The organism is Corynebacterium sp. HMSC035E02, from assembly GCF_001836065.1.
Lineage (GTDB): Bacteria > Actinomycetota > Actinomycetes > Mycobacteriales > Mycobacteriaceae > Corynebacterium > Corynebacterium hiratae.
Window position 1 is genome coordinate 18691 of the sequence record NZ_KV827341.1, and the last position, 20766, is coordinate 39456.

A 20766-nucleotide genomic window follows, 5' to 3' on the forward strand; every position below is an offset into this window, starting at 1 on the left:
GATGACTAAGAACACGCCAGGGTCCAAGCGCCGCCGCCGGCGGGGCGCGGGCCACCGGAACCACCGCACGGGACGCCCCCAGCGCACGTCCACCAACCGCATGACCACGCGGGATGAGACCTCCGCCGGCGGACTCGTCGTGTCCGGATTGGCAGAGGCCGTCGACGACAACGGGAATGTAGATCTGTCCCAGATCTACGTGGCGCTCATCGGCAGGCTGGACCGCCGCGGGCGCCTGCTGTGGTCCATGCCGAAGGGGCACGTGGAAAACGGCGAGGCTAAGGAGCTCACCGCCGAGCGCGAGGTGTGGGAGGAAACCGGCATTCACGGCGAGGTCTTCGCGGACCTGGGCATGATTGATTATTGGTTCGTCTCCGACGGCGTGCGCATTCACAAGACCGTGCACCACCATTTGCTGCGTTTTGTCGATGGCATCATGAATGACGAAGACCCAGAGGTCACGGAGGTGTCCTGGATCCCGGTCTCCGAGCTCATCGAGCACTTAGCCTATGCCGACGAGCGCAAGCTGGCGCGCATCGCCCACGACCTTCTTCCGGATCTCGCGCGAAAGGAAGCTGCCGAAGGAAAGGCGACCCCGCGGTGAGCTGGCGCGCAGCGGCGGCCATCGCGGCCTTGGCGGTGAGCTGCACCGTCCCCATGGCCCAGGCACAAACCCCCGACACTGGGATCACCGAATCCCACTATTGGCTCGGCTCCCGTGGCCCTGATGAGCTGGAGCTAAGCCTGCTCAGCGCGAGCGAGGCGCGGGTAGGGGAGAGGCTCGAAGTCCAATTGCGCATCCACAACCCGACAGACGGCGCCGTTGATGATCTTCAGATCACCTCCCGCCGCAGCGATGCCGTGACCTCCACTACACAGGCCCGCCAGGAGCTGGCTGCGGGATCTTTTCCTTATTACGGGGCCTCGCTCGGCGCAGGGGCACTCCAACCGGGGGAGAGCCGCGACGTCACCGTGACGGTGCCGACCGCCCTGGGTGAGGACTCGACCCTGGCCATCACGGAACCTGGCGCCTACCCGCTCCTGTTCACGCTCACCGGCACCCGCGATGGCCAAGCCGCGAGCTTCGCGGAAGAGCGGACGATTCTGGACTTCTCAGGAGACCAGGAAGCTCCCGAAGAGGAGGGTGAGCATTCCTTTTCCCTGGTCTATCCCATCACCACCGAGGTAGACGTGGTGCCGGGGGATACCGGTGGCGAGGAGCTCATCTTAGAAAGCGAGCAGCTGGCCGAGCAGCTCTCGCCGGGCGGGCGCCTCGATCAGCTGCTCGATGCCTACCTGGAGCATGATCTCCACGGCTCCGGTTGCGTGGCGCTAGACCCTGCGCTTATCGACGCCGCCGACCGCATGTCCGCCGGCTACACCGTCAACGAGACCCGCCCCTCTACCGCCAAACGCCCCACCCGCCTGCGCAATTCCTGGTTCACCCAGTCCGATTCCGATCGCGGTGAACCGGGCACGGGTTCCCGGGATGCCGCCGCGTGGCTGGAAAAACTGAAAAAGGTGGACTGCCGCATGCTCATGCCGTGGGCTAACGCGGACACCGACGCCGTTGCCCACGTGGGCAACGAGTGGCTCACCCACGAAGCCTTCGAGCAGGGCGCAGCCACCATCGAGCGCGTTCTCGGTGCACCGCTCAGCACCAAGCTGACCGCGCCGGCCTCTGGAACGAGCGAACATGCAGTGCCCGTCCCGTTGTTGGTGGCGGATAATTCCGAGTGGGCGGGCGAGGCCGCCACCTTTGATGCCTCCCTCGGCGCGCTGTTGGCCCAGACCGGTTCGAAGCCGCAGACCACCGGGTACTCCAACCCGGAGCTGCGCTATGACTTTTCCATGGATTCCGAGCAGGCGCGGGCGCTGACGGCGGGAGCGTCGATAAGCGTGGCGTCTGCGCAAGAGGAGACCGTGGCCAAGCTGCCGAATTACCAAGACCCTGCCGCCGCGCGCGCGGTGATGGAGACCGCGCAGAGGCTCCTCGATTCTGGGCGCCTGCAGCCGCGCCCCGTCACCGCGCTAGACGTGGGGGAGGGCAGCGGTACTCCCGGCAGCCCCTACCCGGATCCCGCGGCCTTTCACGACGCCGAGATCACGCAGGTGACACAGCAGGCGCGCTATACCGACGAGCTGATGTCCATTATGGTTAATGATCCGGGCATCGCCATGACGCGCTATAGCTTCACGGCGCCCCTGCGCCACGATCTGCTCACGGCGCTGAGCGCTACCGACCGCTCCAGCCTGCACGGTTTCACGCCCTCGGTGAAGCAGAGCCGCACGCGACTGGAGAAGAACGCGAATATGCTGCGCGAGCTCCGCGCCTCCGTCTCCCTCATCCCGCCGGGCAACGTCTACACTCGCGTTTCGGAGTCATCGCCGCTGCTCATCGTGGCGGAGAACGGCCTGCCGCTGCCTGTCGACGCCCACTTGGCCTACGACGCCCCCGACGGCGCCACCTTGAACACGCAGGACTTGATTCACATACCGGCCAAGGGATCCATTACCGTGTCCATGACCGCTGACCTGCCGAGCGACGTTGACCAGATGTCGCTGCGCCTGTGGCTAGCAACACCATCTGAGCACCTCATTTCGGATCCAATCGACATTACGGTGCAGACGCGTGCCGGTATCGTTAGCGTCTATGGAGTCGGCGCAATCGCCGCGCTCGCCCTCGTCCTTGCCGCACTGTTCCGGCTGGGTAAGCGGAAGAAAAAGAAGTCTCACGGATAGTTTTTCTCTATGACACATGAACCTATGTCTGGTGCCCGTCGACGCATTGTCACGCCCTCGCCGCCGGCACCGGTCCCGGAAAAGCGCGCGCCGAGTGGCGTCGTTGCTGTCGACGACGAACTCGAGGACCGTTCGGGACTGAAGGGCAAGTCTGCCTCGGCCCCGAGTGAGTCCCCCGGCGAAGAGAACTCCGACCGCGCCGTTGTGCGCGCCACCGGTTCGATGGCCATCGCGACGATGATCTCCCGCATCACGGGATTCATCCGCAACGTTCTCATCGGCTCGTCGCTCGGCCCCGCCATTTCTTCCGCTTTCACCACGGCGAACCAGCTGCCCAACCTCATCACGGAGATCGTGCTGGGCGCGGTGCTCACCTCGCTCGTCGTGCCCGTGCTCGTGCGCGCGGAGAAGGAAGACTCCGACCGCGGCGAGGCCTTCGTCCGCCGCCTCTTCACGCTGGCCTTCTCCCTGCTGGCGACGATCACGGTGCTCTCCTGCATCTTTGCTCCGCAGCTGACGCGCATGATGTTGCCGGAGGACGGCAAGGTCAACGCCGTGCAGGCCACCTCCTTTGCCTATTTGCTGCTACCGCAGATCTTCTTCTACGGGCTCTTCGCGCTCTTCCAAGCGGTGCTCAACACCAAGAACATCTTCGGGCCGGGCGCGTGGGCGCCGGTGGTCAATAACATCATCTCGATCTCGGTGCTCGTGGCCTATCAGCTGGTGCCGGGCAGCCTACATCCCAATGCGCCCTCGCCGATCACGGACGGGCACGTGCTGCTCTTGGCGCTTGGTACCACGGCGGGCGTGGTGGTGCAATGCCTCATCTTGTTCCCGTACCTCAAGAAGGCAGGCATCAACCTCAAGCCGCTCTGGGGCCTAGATGACCGGCTCAAACAGTTCGGTGGCATGGCGTTGGCCATTGTGGCCTACGTGGCCATTTCCCAGCTGGGCTATGTCATCACCTCCCGCGTGGCGGCGCATGCCGATAAAGGCGCGCCCTTTACCTACCAACAGGCCTGGCTGCTCTTGCAGGTGCCCTACGGCGTCATTGGTGTCACCCTGCTGACCGCGATTATGCCGCGACTGTCCCGCAACGCCGCGGACGGTGACGTCAAGGCCGTGGTTCGGGATCTCACGCTGGGCACGAAGCTGACGTTTATCGCCCTGATTCCGATCGTCATCTTCATGACGGGCTTCGGCATCCCGATTGCCCGCGGCCTTTTCCAGTACGGCGCCTTCGACGCGGATGCGGCCGAGTTGCTCGGCCTCACGCTGAGCTTCTCTGCCTTTACGCTGATTCCTTATGCCCTCGTGCTGCTGCACCTGCGCGTGTTCTACGCCCGTGAGGAAGCGTGGACGCCGACGTTCATCATCGCCGGCATCACACTGACCAAGGTGGTGCTTTCCTTGCTGGCCCCGCACGTGGCGGACTCCCCGGAGCGCGTGGTCATCCTGCTGGGTACGGCCAACGGCTTCGGCTTCGTGGCCGGCGCGGTCATCGGCGGCTTCCTGCTCAAGCGCAAGCTGGGCAGCCTGGGCGGCCGCGCGGTCATCGCGACGACTATCTGGTCAGTGCTGGCCTCCATCGTGGGCCTGGTCGTTGCTTACGCCATCAACTACGGCATCAACCTCGTCCTCCCAGCACAGGTGCCGCCGTTTGTGTACCTGCTCAAGCTGGCCGTCGTGGGCCTGGTCTTCGTGATCGTGACCGGCATCGTGCTCTCGCGCTCCAGTCTTCCGGAGGTCATCAACCTGGGCCGCCAGCTGCAGCGCATTCCGGGCATGTCCCGCATCATCAAGATCGAGCATGCCGAGGCCATCGAGGTCGAAGCCCCGGAGCAGCTGGAGTTCCAGCCCATCTTCAGCGTGGATGCCTTCAACTCCTCGCCGGTGCCACCGCCGATGTCCGCCGGTATCGTCCGCGGTCCACGCCTGGTGCCGGGCGCCCCGGTCTCCGATGGCCGCTTCCGTCTCCTCAAGGACTACGGCTCTGCCGCGGGTACCCGCTTCTGGAAGGCCCGCGAGCAGGCCACCGGACGCCTGGTATCGCTGACCTTCGTGGACACCACGGGCGAGGCACCCATGGCTCCGGCCACCCCGGCCGTGGCCGCCCGCCGCTCCGCAGAGGTCTCCCGCGCCACGCGCCGCCTGGCGGAAATGGAGCTGGATGCCGTGGCGGAGAACATCGATATCCTGTCCTACCGCCAGGGCTGCCTCGTCGTGGCGGACTGGGTCGAGGGCACCTCGTTGAAGACGGTGTCGGAAGACAAGGACCTCGATCCGCGCGCCGTGGCCCACGCCTTGGTACCGCTGGTGCGCACCACGGCCGCCGCCCACGCGGCGAACCTCGTGCTGGGTATTGAGAACCGCAACCGCATCCGCATTTCCACCGAGGGCGTTGCCACGCTGGCCTTCCCCGCGGTACTGCACAGCAACGATGAGGAGACGGACCGCTCGGCGCTGGCCTCCGCCATCTCGCTCCTCGTGGAGTCCACCAAGCCCACCCCGGAGGTGCTGCAGGAGATTGCCGCCGATGCCGAAGAGGGCGAGGACTCCGATCTCGAGGACATCGCTCACCGCCTGGCGGCCTTCGCCGGCGATGGCGAAGAGGGCGAGGAAACCCTCCAGGTTCCAGTGGAGGAAACCCCGCGCAAGGAGGATCCGAGCCCCGCACCGGGCTTCGGCGGCCGCGGCTACTCGGGCTCCGGCACCATCGTGCTGGGCGTTCTTGCCACCCTCTTCGTCGTGGCGATGGCCGCGCTGAGCGTGTGGATCCTCTCCCAGGTGGGTAACGAAAAGACTTCCCCGGTGGTGACCAAGAGCGAAGCCTCGACGGAGGCCACGTTCCCCAACGTCCCGCCGGTCTTGTTCAAGGACGTCAAGAGCACGTCCGTTCCGGAGGGCAAGGAGGTCACGGGCGAATGGACCACGAAGGAAGCAGAATCCGGACTTCTGCTCAGCATTGACAAGCCCACGCAGCTGCACGTGCTACCGCTGGAACAGAAGGATTCCATCGGCGCGAAGTACGTGGTCTACGGGGTGGATACCAAGGATTTCGATCCCACGGATCCGGAATCCGGCACGCTCACCGAACTCGCGCACGGCACCCTGACCAGCGCACGCCAGGACATCGAGCTGAAGAAGAAGCCCGTGGCCTTCGACGGCGCCCTCATCCTCTTTACTGACATGCCCAAGTCCGGTTCCGTCACGCTGGAGGAGGCCACCCTGGTGGGCATCCCCACCAACTAACGCACCTCCTCACGCATTTCCCCAGACCTCGATCCCGCAACTCCCTGCTCGCTGACTCAGATGTGCAACGCGCTTGACGACGCCCACCTGCAGGTTTCGGGTTGCAGGTCTGGGGCTTTGTAGTTCTTGCGCTCTCTTCCCTTGACAGATAAGGGGAGGGGCGTATAATTGTTGTTGTCACGTCAACAAACTAGAGAACTGAGGAACCCCCATGACTATCACTGCAGGAACGTACGCACTGGACCCGGCACACACCACCATCGGCTTTGTCGCCCGCCACGCCATGATCACCAAGGTGCGCGGCAACTTCAACGAGTTCGACGGCACCTTGACCGTAGGGGAGAACATTGCTGACTCCGCCGCCACCGCCACGGTGAAGACCGCATCCATCGACACCAAGAGCGCTGACCGCGATGCCCACGTGAAGGGCGAGGACTTCTTCGACGTTGAGAAGTTCCCAGAGATGACCTTCACCGCGACCAAGTTCGACGTTAACGAGGCAGGCGAGGGCACCGTCACCGGTGAACTCACCATCAAGGGCACCACCAAGTCTGTCGACTTCAAGGTAGACGAGGCCGGCGTCGCCGAGGATCCCTTCGGCAACACCCGCCTGGGCTTCGAGGCCAAGACCTCCATTAACCGCCTCGACTTCGGCATCGACTTCAACGCCCCGCTGAAGACCGGCGGCGTGCTCGTCTCCGAGGAGATCAAGATCGAGCTTGAGGTCTCTGCCATCAAGCAGTAAGCCATAAAGCGCGAAACCTCACCGTAGGAAGTAGTTCTAAGTTGTTGCCCGTAGTGCCCATTTCGGTACTGCGGGCAACAACTTTTTAACAACTAGAGGGACAACAATGGAGTAATAAACAACTCTGAAACAACTCCGGGCGGCTTACCTGTGATACGCACCGCAGCGACGTTTAAGATGTAGCGCATGACTACCGAAAACCTCACCCATGCAGAAGCTTCCGCACGCAGCGCCGCGCTGCGCCTGAGCACCTACGAGTTGCACCTCGACGTCACGAGCGCACCAACCGACGCTGATTCCTACGAGGTCACCTCACGTATTACATTCACCACCACTGAACCCGAGACCTTCGTGGACTACCTGGGCAAGGCCGTGCACTCAGTGCGCGTCAACGGCGAGGAGGTAGAGAACACCTTCGACGGCGGACGCGTCTACCTGCGCAATCTTCCAGTGGGGGAGGAGCTCACCGTGGAGATCACCGGCTCCTCCTATTACTCCCGCACCGGCCAGGGCCTGCACCGCATGCACGACCAAGCCGATGACACAACCTACCTCTACTCGCACCTCGAGCCTTCTGATGCCCGCCGCATCTTCCCCTGCTTTGACCAGCCGGACCTCAAGGCCAGCTACGAGGTGCACCTCACCGGCCCGGAAGGCTGGCAGCTCTTAAGCAACCAGCCGGAGGTTGGCCGCGAGAAGACCGAGGGCAGGGAAGTAGCGCACTTCGCGCCGACGCCTCTGCTGTCGACGTATTTGACGGCGTTTGCGGCGGGGCCGTACGTCGAGAAGCACAGCACCTGGTCCGCACCCGATGGAACCTTAAGCGTCGAGCTGCGCGCCTTTGCCCGCGCCTCCATGGTGGAGTACCTGGATGATGAGATCCTGCAGGTCACCGCGCAGGGCATGGACTTCTTCCACAGCAATTACGGCTACCCCTACCCGTGGGGCAAGTACGATTCCATCTTCGTGCCGGAGTACAACCTGGGTGCGATGGAGAACCCCGGCCTGGTGACCTTTACGGAGCATTACCTCTTCCGTTCCGCCGCCACCCGCGCGCAGCATGCCGGGCGCACGAACACCATCCTGCACGAGATGTCGCACATGTGGTTCGGAGACCTAGTCACCCCGCAGTGGTGGGATGACCTGTGGCTCAAGGAGTCCTTCGCGGAGTTCATGGGCGCGGATTCCTCGGTGCATGCCACCGACTACACCGAGGCATGGGTCAACTTCGCAGGCCAGCGCAAGAACTGGGCCTACCTGCAGGATCAGCTGCCCACCACGCACCCGATCAAGGCCGAGATCCCGGACGTGGATGCCGCGCGCCAGAACTTCGACGGCATTACTTATGCCAAGGGAGCGGCGGTGCTCAAGCAGCTGGTGCACTACGTGGGCCGCGAGAACTTCTACGCCGGCGCGCGCGACTACTTCCAGGAGCACGCCTTTGCTGCCGCCACCTTCGACGACCTCCTCAAGGCGCTGAAGAAGCACACCGACCGCGACCTCGATGCCTGGTCCACCGCCTGGCTGCGCACGTGGGGCCCGGATACGCTGACCCCGGAACTGCACACGGACGGCGACAAGATTCACGAGCTCGCCATCGTGGTCGAGGCCGAAGACACCACGCGCCCGCACCGCCTCAACGTGACGCTATTCGATGACTCCCTGAACAAATACGCCACCCTTGACGTCGATCTGGAGGGCGAGCGCACCATCCTCGACGAGGCATCTGGACTTCAGGCGCCGGCGTTGCTGCTGCTGAACGACGGCGACCACACCTACGCCAAGGTCCGCTTCGACGAGACCTCCTTGGAGACCATTCGCACGCGCCTGTCTGAAGTTCCGGATGAGCTCTCCCGCGCGGTTATCTGGACCTCCCTGTGGAACCTCACCCGCGATGGCGAGTGGCCGGTGCGCTCCTACCTCGACACCGTGCTGAAGCACGCCCCGGCGGAGTCCAACCCGACGCTTCTGACCACGGCCTTTGCCAATGCAGGATATGCCATCGACCACTTCGTGAGCGAGGAGGCTCGCGAGGAGATTCGCGCCGACTACGCCGAGCGCCTCTGGGAGGTGCTACAGCAAGCACCGGCAGGCTCCGACGCACAGCTCACCGTCGCCCGCGCCGCCATCCAGGCACTTGCCGCCACCCCGGCGGAGTCCGGCACGCAGCGCCTGCGCGCGCTTTACGACGGCTCCCTCGACGGCCTCGCCCTCGACCCGGACATCCGCTGGGCCATCTTGCGCGCGCTGGCCGCCCGCGATGCCGTCAGCGCCGAGGAGCTCGAGGCGGAGAAGGAGCGCGATAACACGCTCACCGGTGCCGCCGCCTACCTGGGCGCCTCCCACGCCTTCCCGTCTGCCGAGCTCAAGCGCGAAGTCTTCGACCTCGTGCGCACGCCGGGTAAGTACTCCAACGCGGAGGTGGATTCCCTGCTCGCGGCGTTCAACGCGCCGCGCTCGGCCCACCTCACCGAGGCCTTTGCCCAGGAATACTTCGACTCGTTGTCTCAGCTGTGGGAGGAGCACCCCATCGAGATTGCCAACCGCCTCGTGCGTGGGCTCTACCCGGATCTCGCGATGGCCGACGCCGCCACCAGCGAATTCCTGAGCAAAGAACGTCCGCGGGCACTGCGCCGCGTGCTGTTGGAATGCCAGGATGCGCTGCGTCGTGCACGCCGCGTCCGTGCCGCGCAATAAGCGCTTCGCGTAGCGGACAGAAGAATCTTCCCGTAAACTCGCAGACACATTAACGGGGGGACAATCACAAACCATCGGCTTCGGCTGGGGGCTGTGTTGACCCAAATGTCATTGCTCAAGTTTCCGGGGGGATTCTTCTTGTCAGCACAGCCGACCGATCGTGAACTCGTCGACGCCTTCATTGGCGGAGATACTAAGGCCTTTTCGGCAATCGTCGAGAAGCACCGCGCGCGCCTGACCGCCATGGCGCGACGCTACACGCGCAACGATGATGATGCGCAGGACATCGTGCAGGAGGCGCTGCTCAAGGCCAGCTGCAACATGGCCTCCTACCGGCACGACGCCACCCTGAGTACGTGGCTGCACCGGCTGGTGATGAACTCCGGCTATGACTTCCTCAACCACCGATCGAACCGAGAGAACGCATCCCTGGATGCGGAGATCATTGAGGATGACCGCAACTATGCGCTCGCACACAACCCCAGCGAAAACCTGGCGGAACGCATCACGGTGGCCCAAGCGATGGAAACCTTGCGCGAGGACCAGCGCGAGGCGCTGTACCTCACCGACGTGGCTGGCTATCCCATCGATACCGTGGCCAAGGTGCAGGGGGTTGCGCCGGGCACGGTGAAGTCGCGCCGAGCCCGGGCTCGGCAAGTGTTGCGTGCGGCGATAGACTGAGGGCGAGTAGAATCTGAGTCTTACTTAAAAATTATCGTTTCAAGGGAGTTTTTAGTGACTATCCACGATGTCGCCATCGTCGGCTCCGGCCCCGCCGGCTACACCGCAGCGCTCTACGCAGCACGCGCCGAGCTCAATCCCATCGTCTTCGAGGGCTTTGAATACGGTGGCGAACTCATGAACACCACCGAGGTAGAGAACTACCCGGGCTTCCAGAAGGGAATCATGGGCCCTGAGCTCATGGAAGAGATGCGCGCCCAGGCCATCCGCTTCGGTGCCGACCTGCGCATGGAAGTCGTAGATTCCGTCGAGCTCGAAGGCGAGGTGAAGAAGCTGCACGTGGGCGACGAGGTTTATGAAGCCCGTGCTGTCATCCTCGCTACCGGTGCCGCTCCGCGCTACCTGGGTATTCCGGGCGAATCGGAGCTGACCGGCCGCGGCGTGTCCGCATGTGCCACCTGCGATGGCTTCTTCTTCAAGGACCACAACATCGCCGTCGTCGGCGGCGGCGATTCCGCCATGGAGGAGGCTACCTTCCTCACCAAGTTCGCCGAGACCGTCACCATTATTCACCGCTCGGAGAACTTCCGCGCCTCCAAGATCATGCTGGAGCGCGCCAAGGACAATCCAAAGATTAAGTGGCTGACCAACACCACCGTCGAGCGCGTCCTGGAGAAGGATGGCAAGGTCGGTGCCCTCGAGGTAAAAAACGTGCTGACCGGTGAGACCAGTGAACTCGACCTGACCGCCATGTTCGTGGCCATTGGCCACGATCCGCGCTCCGGCTTCCTTAACGGCCAGGTAGAGACCGATGAAGCTGGCTACGTGGTGGTAGAGCAGCCGTCCACCAAGACCTCGCTGCCAGGTGTCTTTGCCTGTGGTGACTTGGTGGATGACCACTACCAGCAGGCCATCACCGCTGCGGGCTCCGGCTGCCGCGCGGCCATTGATGCGGAACATTTCCTCGCCGAGAACCGTTAGTGATCACATGAGCAACATTAAAAACGTCACTACTGATTCCTTCCGCGCCGACGTCGTGGAGGCAGGCAAGCCCGTCGTCGTGGACTTCTGGGCCGAATGGTGTGGGCCGTGCAAGAAGCTGTCCCCGATCCTCGAGGAGGTCGCCGAGGAGCTCGGTGATGACGTCTCCGTGGTCAAGGTCAACGTGGATGAAGAGCGCACTTTGGGTGCCATGTTCCAGATCATGTCCATTCCCTCCGTCCTGATTTTCAAGAACGGCGAGAAGGTCGATGAGTTCGTTGGCCTGCGTTCTAAGGCCGACATCGTGGCACAGGTAAAGAAGCAGCTCTAACTGGTAGTCTTTAACTCGTTGACGGCGCACTAAGGTGCGCCTCCTTGATCACGAAAGGGGTAGGTGTGAACCGCGTTTTACGTGTAGGTGACCAGAGCGTTCGGGTCGCCGAAGCACGCGCAACCCTTGCCCGCCTCGGCCTGATGACTGACTACCAGGGGACCTTGTCCGACTGGAAGAAGCAGAAGTATTCCGAAGCCGATAAGTACTTTGATAACGAGCTGGCGCAAGTGCTCAAAGCCTTCCAGCAATCCCGCGGCATCGTGCCCAGCGGCGATATTGATGACCTTACTTTGCGTGAGCTGCGTCAGGCTTCCTACACCTTAGGCGCGCGGGTACTGGCTTATGAACCGGGCAACGTGCAGGTGGGAGATGATGTATCCCAGCTGCAGCAACAGCTCCAGGAACTCGGCTTCTACCAAGAACGCATCGATGGCCATTTTGGGGCCCGCACCTACGCGGCGCTGGCGGAATACCAACTGAACTCCGGCCTGCGCAGCGATGGCATTTGCGGCCCGGCCACCATCAACGCGCTCAATCTGCTGGGTCGGCGGATCACGGGCGGCTCGGCGCACAATATCCAAGAGCGCGAGCGCGTGCGCAACGCGGGGCCCAAGCTGGCGGGCAAGCGCGTGGTGATCGACCCCAGCCTCGGCGGCTTCAACAAGGGCCGCACGGTCAGGGGCCGCTATGGCGACATCACGGAAGAAGAGATCCTCTGGGATCTGGCCGAGCGTGTTGCCGGCCGCATGATTGCCGCCGGCATGGAGACCATCATCTCCCGCCCGCGTACCGATGATCCCTCCATCCACGATCGCGCCGACATTGCCAATGCCTTTGGCGCTGACTTGGTCATTTCACTCGCCTGCGATGAGTACCCCACGGAAAAAGCCAATGGCGTAGCCACCTTCTACTTCGGTTCTGAGTCCGGCAATTCCTCCCTCATTGGGGAGACGCTCTCCGGCTTCATCCAGCGCGAAATCGTTGCCCGTACCGAGCTGGGCAACTGCCGCAACCACGGCCGCACGTGGGCGCTGCTGCGCTTGACGCAGATGCCGGTGGTGCAGGTAGTTCTGGGTTACCTGACCAGCCCGAAGGACGTGGCGATTCTGACTAACCCAGAGTGCCGCGATGACATCGCCGAGGCCATCGTCGTCTCCGTCAAGCGCCTCTACCTCCTCGACGACGACACCGCCGTGACCGGCACGTACCGCTTCGACGAGCTCCTGCGCGCGGAGCGCTCTTCCTAATGGAGCCTAGGGGGTGCCGTCCCAGACGGTTCCCCTCAAATGGTTCCAGTCAAACGGTTTCCTTGCCCCCAAACAAACCTTCTAGGACTTTCCAAAAGGTTCCCTTGCCCCCAACAGAACCGTTTGAGTAGAACCTTCTTACTAGAACCATCCTGTATCTAGGCCAAGGCGCGGGCGAGGAGGTCTTCCACGGCGGCTGCGGTCAGCAGATCGAAGGCAGGCGGCAGCTCGAGGCGCAGGCGCGGCGTGATGGGGTGATCGCGCTCCACCCTGAAACCGGCGGATTCCAGCGTTTCTACCGGTAGTAGGCCGATACGGCCGGGCTTATCCCGCAAAAGATTCTCGGCGGCGCGGGCATCACGGTAACCAAAGGCCTCAACGGCGCTGGCTTCGCGGGAGGTGAGATGCATGATGGTGGCGTCGAGAAGCACTGCCTCGAGGCCCTTCGCCGCACGGTGCGACTTCACGAACAGGGAGGACACCAGCACCGCGTCCTCCGAAACAGGGGAGGTGGGCAGCTTGGCGGCACCGGGGGCAAGATCGGGCGGGCAGAAGAACACGGTGGCTTCATCACCCACGGTAAAACCGCACTCGCCGCAGCGCAGCAGCGTGGAGCTGATCCATGCTTCCTTCTCGAAAGCCGGATCAGCGACCGTGGTCTTCAGCTCCCAGAAGATGGATCGGGCCGCCAAGGGGTTGATGGCAACACCTTCCTTGACGGCTTGGACAAGCATGGTCAGCTAGCTGCTTTCCTTGCCCTCAATGAGGGCCAGAATGCGCTCGAAGTCTTCCTGGTCGCCGAATTCGACGACCATCTTGCCCTTGCGCTTGCCCATGGTGACGGTGACCTTGGTGTCAAAGCGATCGGCCAGACGTTCAGCGGAATCGGTAAAGAACTGCGGCTGCGGGGCGGCAGGCTTCTTGCTTGGCTCGGCCGGCTTGCCGTCGCGCTTGTATAGGGTGACGGCTTCCTCCGTGGCGCGCACGGACAGGCCCTCAGCCACGATGCGATTCGCAATGAGCTCCATGGCCTCGGCATCCGGCAGACCCAGCAGCGCGCGGGCATGGCCACCGGACAAGGTGCCAGCGGCGACGCGCTTCTGCACGCTGACTGGCAGCTTCAGTAGGCGAATCATGTTGGTGACCTGCGGGCGGGAGCGGCCGATGCGATCAGCCAGCTCGTTCTGGGTCACGCCGAATTCCTCCAGCAGCTGCTGGTAGGCGTGGGCCTCTTCCAGCGGGTTGAGCTGCACGCGGTGGATGTTCTCCAAAAGCGCATCCCGCAGCAGATCATCATCCTTGGTATCGCGCACAATAGCCGGGATGGTGGCCAGGCCCGCCTTGGAGGAGGCGCGCCAGCGGCGCTCACCCATGATGAGCTCGAAGCCGCCCTCCTCGGCGGGGCGCACAACGACCGGCTGCAGCAGGCCAAACTCCTTGATGGAGTGGACCAGCTCCGCCAACTCATCTTCGTCGAAGACAGAACGCGGCTGCTTCGGGTTGGGCATGATGTCCCCGACGGAGATCTCCCGGTACGTCGCACCAATCACCGAAGGTTTCGCCTGCCGCTTCTTCGAGCCAGTGGACTGCTGGATGGTCGGCGCACCCTGCACCTTCTTTGCCGCAGAGCCCTGAGCCCCGCCGGTCGAAGCGCCGAGGATAATGTCAGCCGCCGAATCCCCAAGACGCGGCTTGCGGGAGGGAGCACCCGGGCCAGACGGAATGAGAGCGGCCAGTCCCTTGCCTAGTCCGCCCTGGCGCTGCTCCGGCTTCCGGTCTGCCTTCTTATCTGCCATGGTGTCCTATCCTTCCAATTCCGCGAAAATCTCTGGGCTCACGCCGATGGCACCCGTGGTGGGGTGCGGCGTGTAGTCTCCGCGCTTGTCCAGCTCGCGTGCGGCGGCGGAGTAGGCGCGGGCGCCTGTCGACGACGGGTCATAAGCGATAACCGTCTTACCATAGCCCGGCGCCTCCGAAACGCGCACGGAACGCGGGATGACGTTGCCCAAAACGACGGCGCCGAATTGCTCACGCACCTCGTTGGCCACCTGCTCAGCCAGCTTGGTGCGGGCATCGAACATGGTGAGCAGCACGCCGGAGATATGGAGGTCCTCGTTGAGGTGCTCTCGAATCATCGAGATATTGCCCAACAGCTGGCCCACGCCCTCCAGCGCGTAGTACTCGCACTGGATGGGGATGATGACTTCCTCCGCACACGTCATCGCATTGATGGTGAGCAGGCCCAGGGAGGGCGGGCAGTCGATGAAGACGTAGTCGAAGCCGTGCTCCTCAAGAAAACCGTTGTGCAGGGCGTCATAAAGGCGGAACTCGCGGCGGACCAGAGAAACCATTTCGATCTCAGCGCCGGCCAGATCAATGGTGGCCGGGATGCAGTAGAGGTTCTCATCGTCGGGGCAGTGCTGCATTGCTTCGTCCGCGCTGCAGTCACCCAAAAGGACCTCATAGCTGGATTTGGTGCCGGAGGTATGCTCCGCGCCTACCGCGGTGGAGGCGTTGCCCTGCGGGTCCAAGTCGATCACCAAGACCTTCTTGCCGGCCTCAGCGAGCGCGGCGGCAAGGTTGACGGCGGAGGTGGTTTTACCCACGCCACCTTTCTGGTTCGCGATGGTGATAAGACGAGGATGAGTCATGCCGTCTACTTTAGTTCACGCGCGGGACACGGATAATCGTGGTGCCGTGGATGGTCATGACCTCGGCTTTTCCGCCACCCGCGCGCTTGATATCGGCAGCGTCGCGCTCCAGCTCCTCATGCACTGAGGAGCCCTTGAGAGCGATCATCTCGCCGCCTTTACGCACCAGCGGCAAGGACCACTTGGCCAGCTTGCCCAGCGGGGCCACCGCGCGGGAGGTCACGATGTCGGCGCCCTGCACCTGCTTTTTCACGGGGCCTTCCTCGGCGCGGCCGCGGATGACGGTGACGTTATCCAGACCCAGCAGGTCGACGACCTCGTTGAGGTAGGTCGAGCGCTTGAGCAACGGCTCGATGAGAGTGATCTTCAGGTCAGGGCGCGCGATGGCAAGCGGGATGCCGGGCAGGCCGGCGCCACTGCCGACGTCGATAAGCGTGGCGCCCTGCGGCATCACCTCCGCGACCACGGCACAGTTGATGAGGTGGCGTTCCCACAGGCGCGGGACCTCGCGGGGGCCAATAAAACCACGAGTGGACCCGTCCGTGGCGAGCGAATCGTGATACTTCTGCGCGAGCGGCAGACGCGATCCGAAGACGTCAGACGGGTCCAGTGGCACAGTGTCGGACACAGATTCAGTCACTGTGAAAACTCCTGGGTTAATTTCTAGTTATTGTTCTTGCGGCGCTGCTTCTTGGAGCGATTGTCCTTCTTGCGTGCACCCGGCTTCGGCGCGGAGGTGCGCTTGAGCTCAGCCTTGGCGGCTGCCTCTTCTTCTTCCTCGCGGTCCATCTTGGCGTAGACGATGCGAGTCTGGAAGAAGGTCCACACGGTGTTAGCCAGCATGTAGAAGAGCAGACCGATGGGCCAAATGAAGCCGGAGAAGACCAGCATGGCCGGCATGAACCACAGCATCATCTTGTTCATCATGGCCATCTGCTGCTGCATCATTTCCGCGTTCTGGCCCTGCGGGGTAGCGGTCTTGCCGGCGGCGCGGCGTGCCTCCTGGCGGTTGAGGGACATGCGGGCGTTGAAGTGCGTGAGCACCGCAATGATGGCGATGAGCGGCACGATAATAACGGCCGCCTGCATGGTGGTGGTTTCCTTAACGATCTCCAGACCGGAGTTCAGGCCCAGGTTGGCCACCAGCGGCACGCCGAAGATCTTCGCATCCACGAACTGCTTCACCAGCTCGGGCTTGAAGATGTAGTTGGCGATGGAGGCGTTCATTTCCTCTGACATCGCCTCACCGGCCGGGTGCCCGATACCACCGGCGACGGCCACAGTACGGTCGAAGGAACGCAGCACGTGGAAGAGACCAATGAACATGGGGATCTGCGCGAACATGGGCAGGCAGCCCGCCACGGGACGCACGCCGGCTTCCTTGTAGATGCGCTGCATCTCCTGCGCCGCCTTGGTCTGGTCATTGGCGTACTTGGTGCGCAGCTCTTGGATTTGCGGCTGGATCTCCTGCATCTTGCGTGAAGAGCGCAGCTGGGTGATGGTCGGCTTGACCATGATGGCCTTGAGCGTCCACGTCAGCAGGACGATGGCGATGATCCAGGTTCCGCCCCATGCGGAATCGAGGACGAAGCTCAAGAGCCAATGCCAGAACCACAAGACGGCTGAAATTGGCCAATAGATGAAATTAAGCACGAGAGTTGTTTACCTCAGTTGTTGTTTGGTCGGTACCGGATCAAACCCACCCGGGTGCCAGGGACCGCACTTGCATAACCTGGCGAGCGCCATGCCCGTTCCCTTGAAGGCTCCATGGATGGAGATGGCTTCGAGGGCATAGGCACTGCACGTCGGTTCAAAACGACAGGTGGAGACCATCTTAAGGCCTGACACATGCTTTTGGTAGAAGCGCACCCCGTAAACCAAGACCCTGCCGAACCCGCGGGCTTCGGGGATCTCTTGGCCTTGGGAGTTCAGATATCCCATGTGCTTAACGCTTTGCGGATATCACGCTCAAGACGCTGGCTGGTGGCCTCGCTGCTGGCGGGCAGCGCACGAATAACGATGTCGACATTGGCGGGTAAAGCTTTCCCGTTGACTCCATCGCGCATGAGCGACATGCACACATGACGAAGCCGCCGGGAGGTGCGGTGGCGAACCACGGCATTCCCGACGGCTTTCGACACAATGAGGCCGAACCGCGGCCCAGTGGCCGCGATGTCGTCTTCACCGTCATTAAAGCGCAAATGCACGACGGCAGTGCGCGTGCCCGCCCGGCGCCCGCCCTTGATGGTCCGCCGAAACTGCCTCGGGGACGTGAGCTTGTGCTGGGCTGGAAGCATGAATTAAGCGGTGAGCTTAGCGCGACCCTTCTTGCGACGAGCGGCGACGATAGCGCGGCCGGCGCGGGTGCTCATGCGGGTACGGAAGCCGTGCTTGCGAGCGCGACGACGGTTGTTCGGCTGGAAGGTACGCTTACCCTTTGCCACGATTAACTCCTTGAAGTTGTTGGTGGATGGCACAGCCCAGCGCCGCCGGCGCTCAGGCTTAAACATCCACTGATGAATGGTGTACGTGGGGATGAGGCTTCGCACTTGAAGCGCCATGAGGCGTGGCGAGGCATTCCCACATGCAACATGTGCACCATGCACTGTTGCGATAGACCATCACAGGTTACGTGACAGGTAGCGCGCTAAACAAATCGACACACTGGGTGTCCCCGAAATTACAAGGATGTTTTTATCCGCAGCTAGAGCGCCACTTTTCACCCACATGCTGCGCGGTCAACGCCTCCTCCCACCGACCGTGGCGCGGTCGAGCCGCGGTCGCGCCAGGCGTGCAAAGAAGTGCGTTAGACAGCATCCCCATAACGCGGTACAACTGAGGAATCTAATTCCACAGCCGCCCACAGGGTGTGGATAACTCTCAATCATGACTTGAGACTTTTGCTATTTGAGCAGGTCAACTGCATTAAGGAGCCGATGTAAAGTTATCCACAGCCATGAGATAGGCTGTGGATAAACCACCTATTCACACCTGTGGATAACTTTGTGGAATCCGAGGTTACACACTAAAACATCGTGTGGAATCCCCGGTGGAAATCACAAGAAATTGGAATTTCCGCATCCCCGTCTCTTCCTCATCCGTCCATCCGTCCCCGATCCAACCCACGTTCACGCAGTACATACTGCGGCCCTGAAGCCTCTCTTTCAGGCACGTAAGTAGCTGTGGCCGGCCCCACCCGCCGGCACCGCGTGGCCGTGAAGCACACAGAAGGTAGGCGTTTTGTCTGATCCGCAAGCAGCCCTAAGGGCCAGCTGGAAAGCTGTGGTCAGTGATTTGCTGGCACAGTCCGAACAACCGAACTCGGACGTTCCCAACTTCACCCACAGCCAACGCCTCAACCTCCAGCTCGTAGAGCCCATCATGATCGGGGATGGCTACGCGTTGATCGCCGCCCCGCACGAGAATGCCAAGAGTGTTATTGAGACTGAGCTGGGGGAGTACATCACCCGCGCTCTGTCGCAGCACATGGGCCGGCCGTGTTCCTTGGCTGTGACCATTGCCGCGCCCCCGCAGCCTGCTCCGCAGGAAGAGACCGAAGCTCCCGCCCCTCAGCGCCCCATTCAGACCGAGGCACCGGAGTACGGCATGGGCCACCAGGCTCAGTCTTTCCAGCAAGCCATGCCGCCCACGCCACCGGCCCAACCGGCCCAGTCGGCCCAACCCGCTCATCATCAGCCGCGCTCGTGGGATGCCGCGCATTCCCCGGCCAGCCTGGATGAGTTGGCGCAGCACTACAGCGAACAGCAACACACCGCTCCCAGCGGCTACCCGGACTACTCGGAGGCAGCCGGCGCGCGCATTCCGCGCGAGGAACCCGCGCACAACCCAAACCACGAAAAATCTCTCAACCCGAAGCACACTTTTGAAAACTTCGTCATCGGGTCCTCCAACCGTTTTGCCAACGGTGCCGCCGTGGCCGTGGCCGAAAACCCCGCCCGCGCCTATAACCCACTGTTCATTTGGGGCGGCTCCGGGCTGGGCAAGACGCACCTGTTGCACGCGGCCGGCAATTACGCCCAGGTCCTGCACCCGGGCCTGCGGGTGAAATATGTGTCCTCGGAGGAATTCACCAACGATTACATCAACTCGCTGCGTGATGACCGCCAGGAATCCTTCAAGCGCCGCTACCGCAACCTGGACATCCTCATGGTCGATGACATTCAGTTCTTGGAAGGCAAGGAATCCACGCAGGAAGAGTTCTTCCACACCTTCAATGCCCTGCACCAGGCCAACAAGCAGATCATTTTGTCTTCCGACCGCCCGCCGAAGCAGCTGACGACCCTGGAGGATCGCCTCCGCACCCGTTTCGAGGGTGGTCTGATTACGGATATTCAGCCGCCAGACCTGGAAACGCGCATCGCCATCCTCATGAAGAAGGCTTCTGCGGACGGCACAGACGTCGATCGCTCGGTACTCGAGCTCATCGCCTCCCGCTTCGAATCATCAATTCGCGAGCTCGAGGGCGCGCTCATCCGTGTTTCTGCGTATTCTTCCCTGGTCAATGAACCAATCAGCTTGGAGATGGCGGAGATTGCCCTGCACGATTTGGCTCCTGATTCTGCCGATCGCCAGATCACCGCGGCGGCCATCATCGAGGTCACGGCGGACTACTTCAACATCGACGTGGACACCCTGCGCGGTTCCGGTAAGAAGCGCGCCGTCGCCCACGCCCGCCAGCTGGCGATGTACCTGTGCCGCGAGCTCACCGAACTGTCCCTGCCGAAGATCGGTGATCAGTTCGGCGGCAAGGACCACACCACCGTCATCTATGCCGACCGCAAGATCCGCAAGGAAATGACAGAAAACCGCAACACCTACGACGAGATCCAGGCGCTGACCCAGCGCGTGAAGAACCACAACCAGCGTTAGCACCACGCAGCGCTTGGCGACGTCCCCTCCCACCCCGCACAACCTCCGCGCGGGCGTGGGCCGGGGCGTCTTTTTGATCGGTGAAGACTTATCCACATAGTTATTCACAGCTGTGTAATTTCACTGTTGTAATTTGTAGATCCTCGTCACGTTTTCTTCTTCCACAGCAGATCAGCAGCCTCTTCAGCCTTGTGAGCAACCCTGTGATCAGCGGCGATAGATCTGGGGATGGATTGTGGATAACTTCGGCCCCGACCGAGTTACTCACATTTCTTGTCATTTGATCACAGTGATCCCACACCCTCACTCACAGATCGGTTCGCGGCTGAGAGCTTGGCCTTTGCTGGGTTGTCCACAGATCCCACAGCGCTTATTACTACTCCTATTTTGTTTTCTCCCTAACTAAGAAGAAAAAGGATGTGTGTGATTCGCCGGCGCCCAGCCTGGCCGCACGGTCTCATCGAGGGCCGAAGAGGCGAATGACAAAACTCCTGTGGTTCGGTGCTGATCCTGTAAGTTGGAGTGAGCTTGCAAGAATCTTCCATC

At 62.3% G+C, this 20766-nt stretch carries 18 protein-coding genes; 10 read left to right on the forward strand and 8 right to left on the reverse strand.

Annotated elements, in window-relative coordinates; translation table 11 throughout:
- The first annotated feature begins 1 nt into the window (after position 1).
- The 9 genes from HMPREF2635_RS06605 to HMPREF2635_RS06645 all read left to right on the forward strand — a co-directional run bounded on the left by HMPREF2635_RS06605 (position 2) and on the right by HMPREF2635_RS06645 (position 12679).
- Positions 2–604: an NUDIX hydrolase gene (locus tag HMPREF2635_RS06605; protein ID WP_070681703.1), complete on the forward strand. Its 603-nt coding sequence runs from the start codon at positions 2–4 to the stop codon at positions 602–604.
- The gene (locus tag HMPREF2635_RS06610; RefSeq protein WP_070821448.1) at positions 601–2742 is read left to right on the forward strand and encodes a DUF6049 family protein; all 2142 of its coding nucleotides are present in this window, start codon (positions 601–603) and stop codon (positions 2740–2742) included. Before HMPREF2635_RS06605 ends, HMPREF2635_RS06610 begins: the two co-directional genes overlap by 4 nt.
- 9 nt (positions 2743–2751) lie before the next feature.
- A complete protein-coding gene (gene murJ, locus HMPREF2635_RS06615; RefSeq protein WP_070821449.1) occupies positions 2752–5994 on the forward strand; it encodes a murein biosynthesis integral membrane protein MurJ in 3243 nt (1080 codons plus the stop codon).
- Positions 5995–6205: 211 nt separating this feature from the next.
- Positions 6206–6739, forward strand: a complete 534-nt coding sequence (locus tag HMPREF2635_RS06620) for a YceI family protein (RefSeq protein WP_049155630.1) — start codon at positions 6206–6208, stop codon at positions 6737–6739.
- A gap of 186 nt (positions 6740–6925) precedes the next feature.
- Positions 6926–9436, forward strand: a complete 2511-nt coding sequence (pepN, locus tag HMPREF2635_RS06625) for an aminopeptidase N (protein WP_070821450.1) — start codon at positions 6926–6928, stop codon at positions 9434–9436.
- 105 nt (positions 9437–9541) lie between these two features.
- A complete protein-coding gene (locus HMPREF2635_RS06630) occupies positions 9542–10117 on the forward strand; it encodes an RNA polymerase sigma factor (RefSeq protein ID WP_210384418.1) in 576 nt (191 codons plus the stop codon).
- A gap of 54 nt (positions 10118–10171) precedes the next feature.
- The gene (trxB, locus tag HMPREF2635_RS06635) at positions 10172–11098 is read left to right on the forward strand and encodes a thioredoxin-disulfide reductase (protein WP_049155640.1); all 927 of its coding nucleotides are present in this window, start codon (positions 10172–10174) and stop codon (positions 11096–11098) included.
- Positions 11099–11105: 7 nt separating this feature from the next.
- Complete coding sequence (gene trxA / locus HMPREF2635_RS06640) at positions 11106–11429, forward strand: thioredoxin (RefSeq protein ID WP_046648711.1); 324 nt, start codon at positions 11106–11108, stop codon at positions 11427–11429.
- A gap of 65 nt (positions 11430–11494) precedes the next feature.
- On the forward strand, positions 11495–12679 hold the full coding sequence (locus tag HMPREF2635_RS06645; RefSeq protein ID WP_049155642.1) for an N-acetylmuramoyl-L-alanine amidase: 1185 nt from the start codon (positions 11495–11497) through the stop codon (positions 12677–12679).
- Between the two features lie 158 nt (positions 12680–12837).
- Here HMPREF2635_RS06645 and HMPREF2635_RS06650 read toward each other — a convergent pair whose 3' ends face one another.
- From HMPREF2635_RS06650 to rpmH, 8 genes are read right to left on the reverse strand one after another with little or no spacing between them, the layout of a single operon-like run.
- Positions 12838–13413, reverse strand: coding sequence for a hypothetical protein (locus HMPREF2635_RS06650; protein WP_070821451.1), 576 nt, complete (start codon positions 13411–13413; stop codon positions 12838–12840).
- 6 nt (positions 13414–13419) lie between these two features.
- A complete protein-coding gene (locus HMPREF2635_RS06655; protein WP_070821452.1) occupies positions 13420–14475 on the reverse strand; it encodes a ParB/RepB/Spo0J family partition protein in 1056 nt (351 codons plus the stop codon).
- Between the two features lie 6 nt (positions 14476–14481).
- Positions 14482–15330 (reverse strand): ParA family protein, encoded by an 849-nt coding sequence (locus HMPREF2635_RS06660; RefSeq protein ID WP_046648705.1) that lies wholly within the window; start codon positions 15328–15330, stop codon positions 14482–14484.
- 10 nt (positions 15331–15340) lie between these two features.
- Positions 15341–15970 carry a 16S rRNA (guanine(527)-N(7))-methyltransferase RsmG gene (rsmG, locus tag HMPREF2635_RS06665; RefSeq protein ID WP_046648704.1) on the reverse strand — a complete coding sequence of 210 codons (630 nt, stop codon included), beginning with the start codon at positions 15968–15970 and terminating at the stop codon, positions 15341–15343.
- Positions 15971–15993: 23 nt separating this feature from the next.
- The gene (gene yidC / locus HMPREF2635_RS06670) at positions 15994–16983 is read right to left on the reverse strand and encodes a membrane protein insertase YidC (protein ID WP_070821453.1); all 990 of its coding nucleotides are present in this window, start codon (positions 16981–16983) and stop codon (positions 15994–15996) included.
- Between the two features lie 9 nt (positions 16984–16992).
- Entirely contained in the window at positions 16993–17271 is a 279-nt protein-coding gene (gene yidD / locus HMPREF2635_RS06675) for a membrane protein insertion efficiency factor YidD (protein ID WP_175975006.1), read from the reverse strand.
- Positions 17259–17627 carry a ribonuclease P protein component gene (gene rnpA / locus HMPREF2635_RS06680; protein WP_046648702.1) on the reverse strand — a complete coding sequence of 123 codons (369 nt, stop codon included), beginning with the start codon at positions 17625–17627 and terminating at the stop codon, positions 17259–17261. Before rnpA ends, yidD begins: the two co-directional genes overlap by 13 nt.
- Positions 17628–17630: 3 nt before the next feature.
- Positions 17631–17774 carry a 50S ribosomal protein L34 gene (gene rpmH / locus HMPREF2635_RS06685; RefSeq protein ID WP_003847033.1) on the reverse strand — a complete coding sequence of 48 codons (144 nt, stop codon included), beginning with the start codon at positions 17772–17774 and terminating at the stop codon, positions 17631–17633.
- A 796-nt stretch (positions 17775–18570) separates the two neighbouring features.
- Between rpmH and dnaA the strand changes: the two genes are divergently transcribed.
- Positions 18571–20220, forward strand: coding sequence for a chromosomal replication initiator protein DnaA (gene dnaA / locus HMPREF2635_RS06690; RefSeq protein WP_070821454.1), 1650 nt, complete (start codon positions 18571–18573; stop codon positions 20218–20220).
- Positions 20221–20766: the final 546 nt, after the last annotated feature.

Coding starts and splice junctions, on each gene's coding strand:
- HMPREF2635_RS06605 (WP_070681703.1), top strand. CDS start 2: ATGACTAAGAACACGCCAGGGTCCAAGCGCCGCCGCCGGCGGGGCGCG.
- murJ (WP_070821449.1), top strand. CDS start 2,752: ATGACACATGAACCTATGTCTGGTGCCCGTCGACGCATTGTCACGCCC.
- HMPREF2635_RS06620 (WP_049155630.1), top strand. CDS start 6,206: ATGACTATCACTGCAGGAACGTACGCACTGGACCCGGCACACACCACC.
- pepN (WP_070821450.1), top strand. CDS start 6,926: ATGACTACCGAAAACCTCACCCATGCAGAAGCTTCCGCACGCAGCGCC.
- HMPREF2635_RS06630 (WP_210384418.1), top strand. CDS start 9,542: ATGTCATTGCTCAAGTTTCCGGGGGGATTCTTCTTGTCAGCACAGCCG.
- trxA (WP_046648711.1), top strand. CDS start 11,106: ATGAGCAACATTAAAAACGTCACTACTGATTCCTTCCGCGCCGACGTC.
- HMPREF2635_RS06650 (WP_070821451.1), bottom strand. CDS start 13,413: ATGCTTGTCCAAGCCGTCAAGGAAGGTGTTGCCATCAACCCCTTGGCG.
- HMPREF2635_RS06655 (WP_070821452.1), bottom strand. CDS start 14,475: ATGGCAGATAAGAAGGCAGACCGGAAGCCGGAGCAGCGCCAGGGCGGA.
- HMPREF2635_RS06660 (WP_046648705.1), bottom strand. CDS start 15,330: ATGACTCATCCTCGTCTTATCACCATCGCGAACCAGAAAGGTGGCGTG.
- yidD (WP_175975006.1), bottom strand. CDS start 17,271: ATGGGATATCTGAACTCCCAAGGCCAAGAGATCCCCGAAGCCCGCGGG.
- rnpA (WP_046648702.1), bottom strand. CDS start 17,627: ATGCTTCCAGCCCAGCACAAGCTCACGTCCCCGAGGCAGTTTCGGCGG.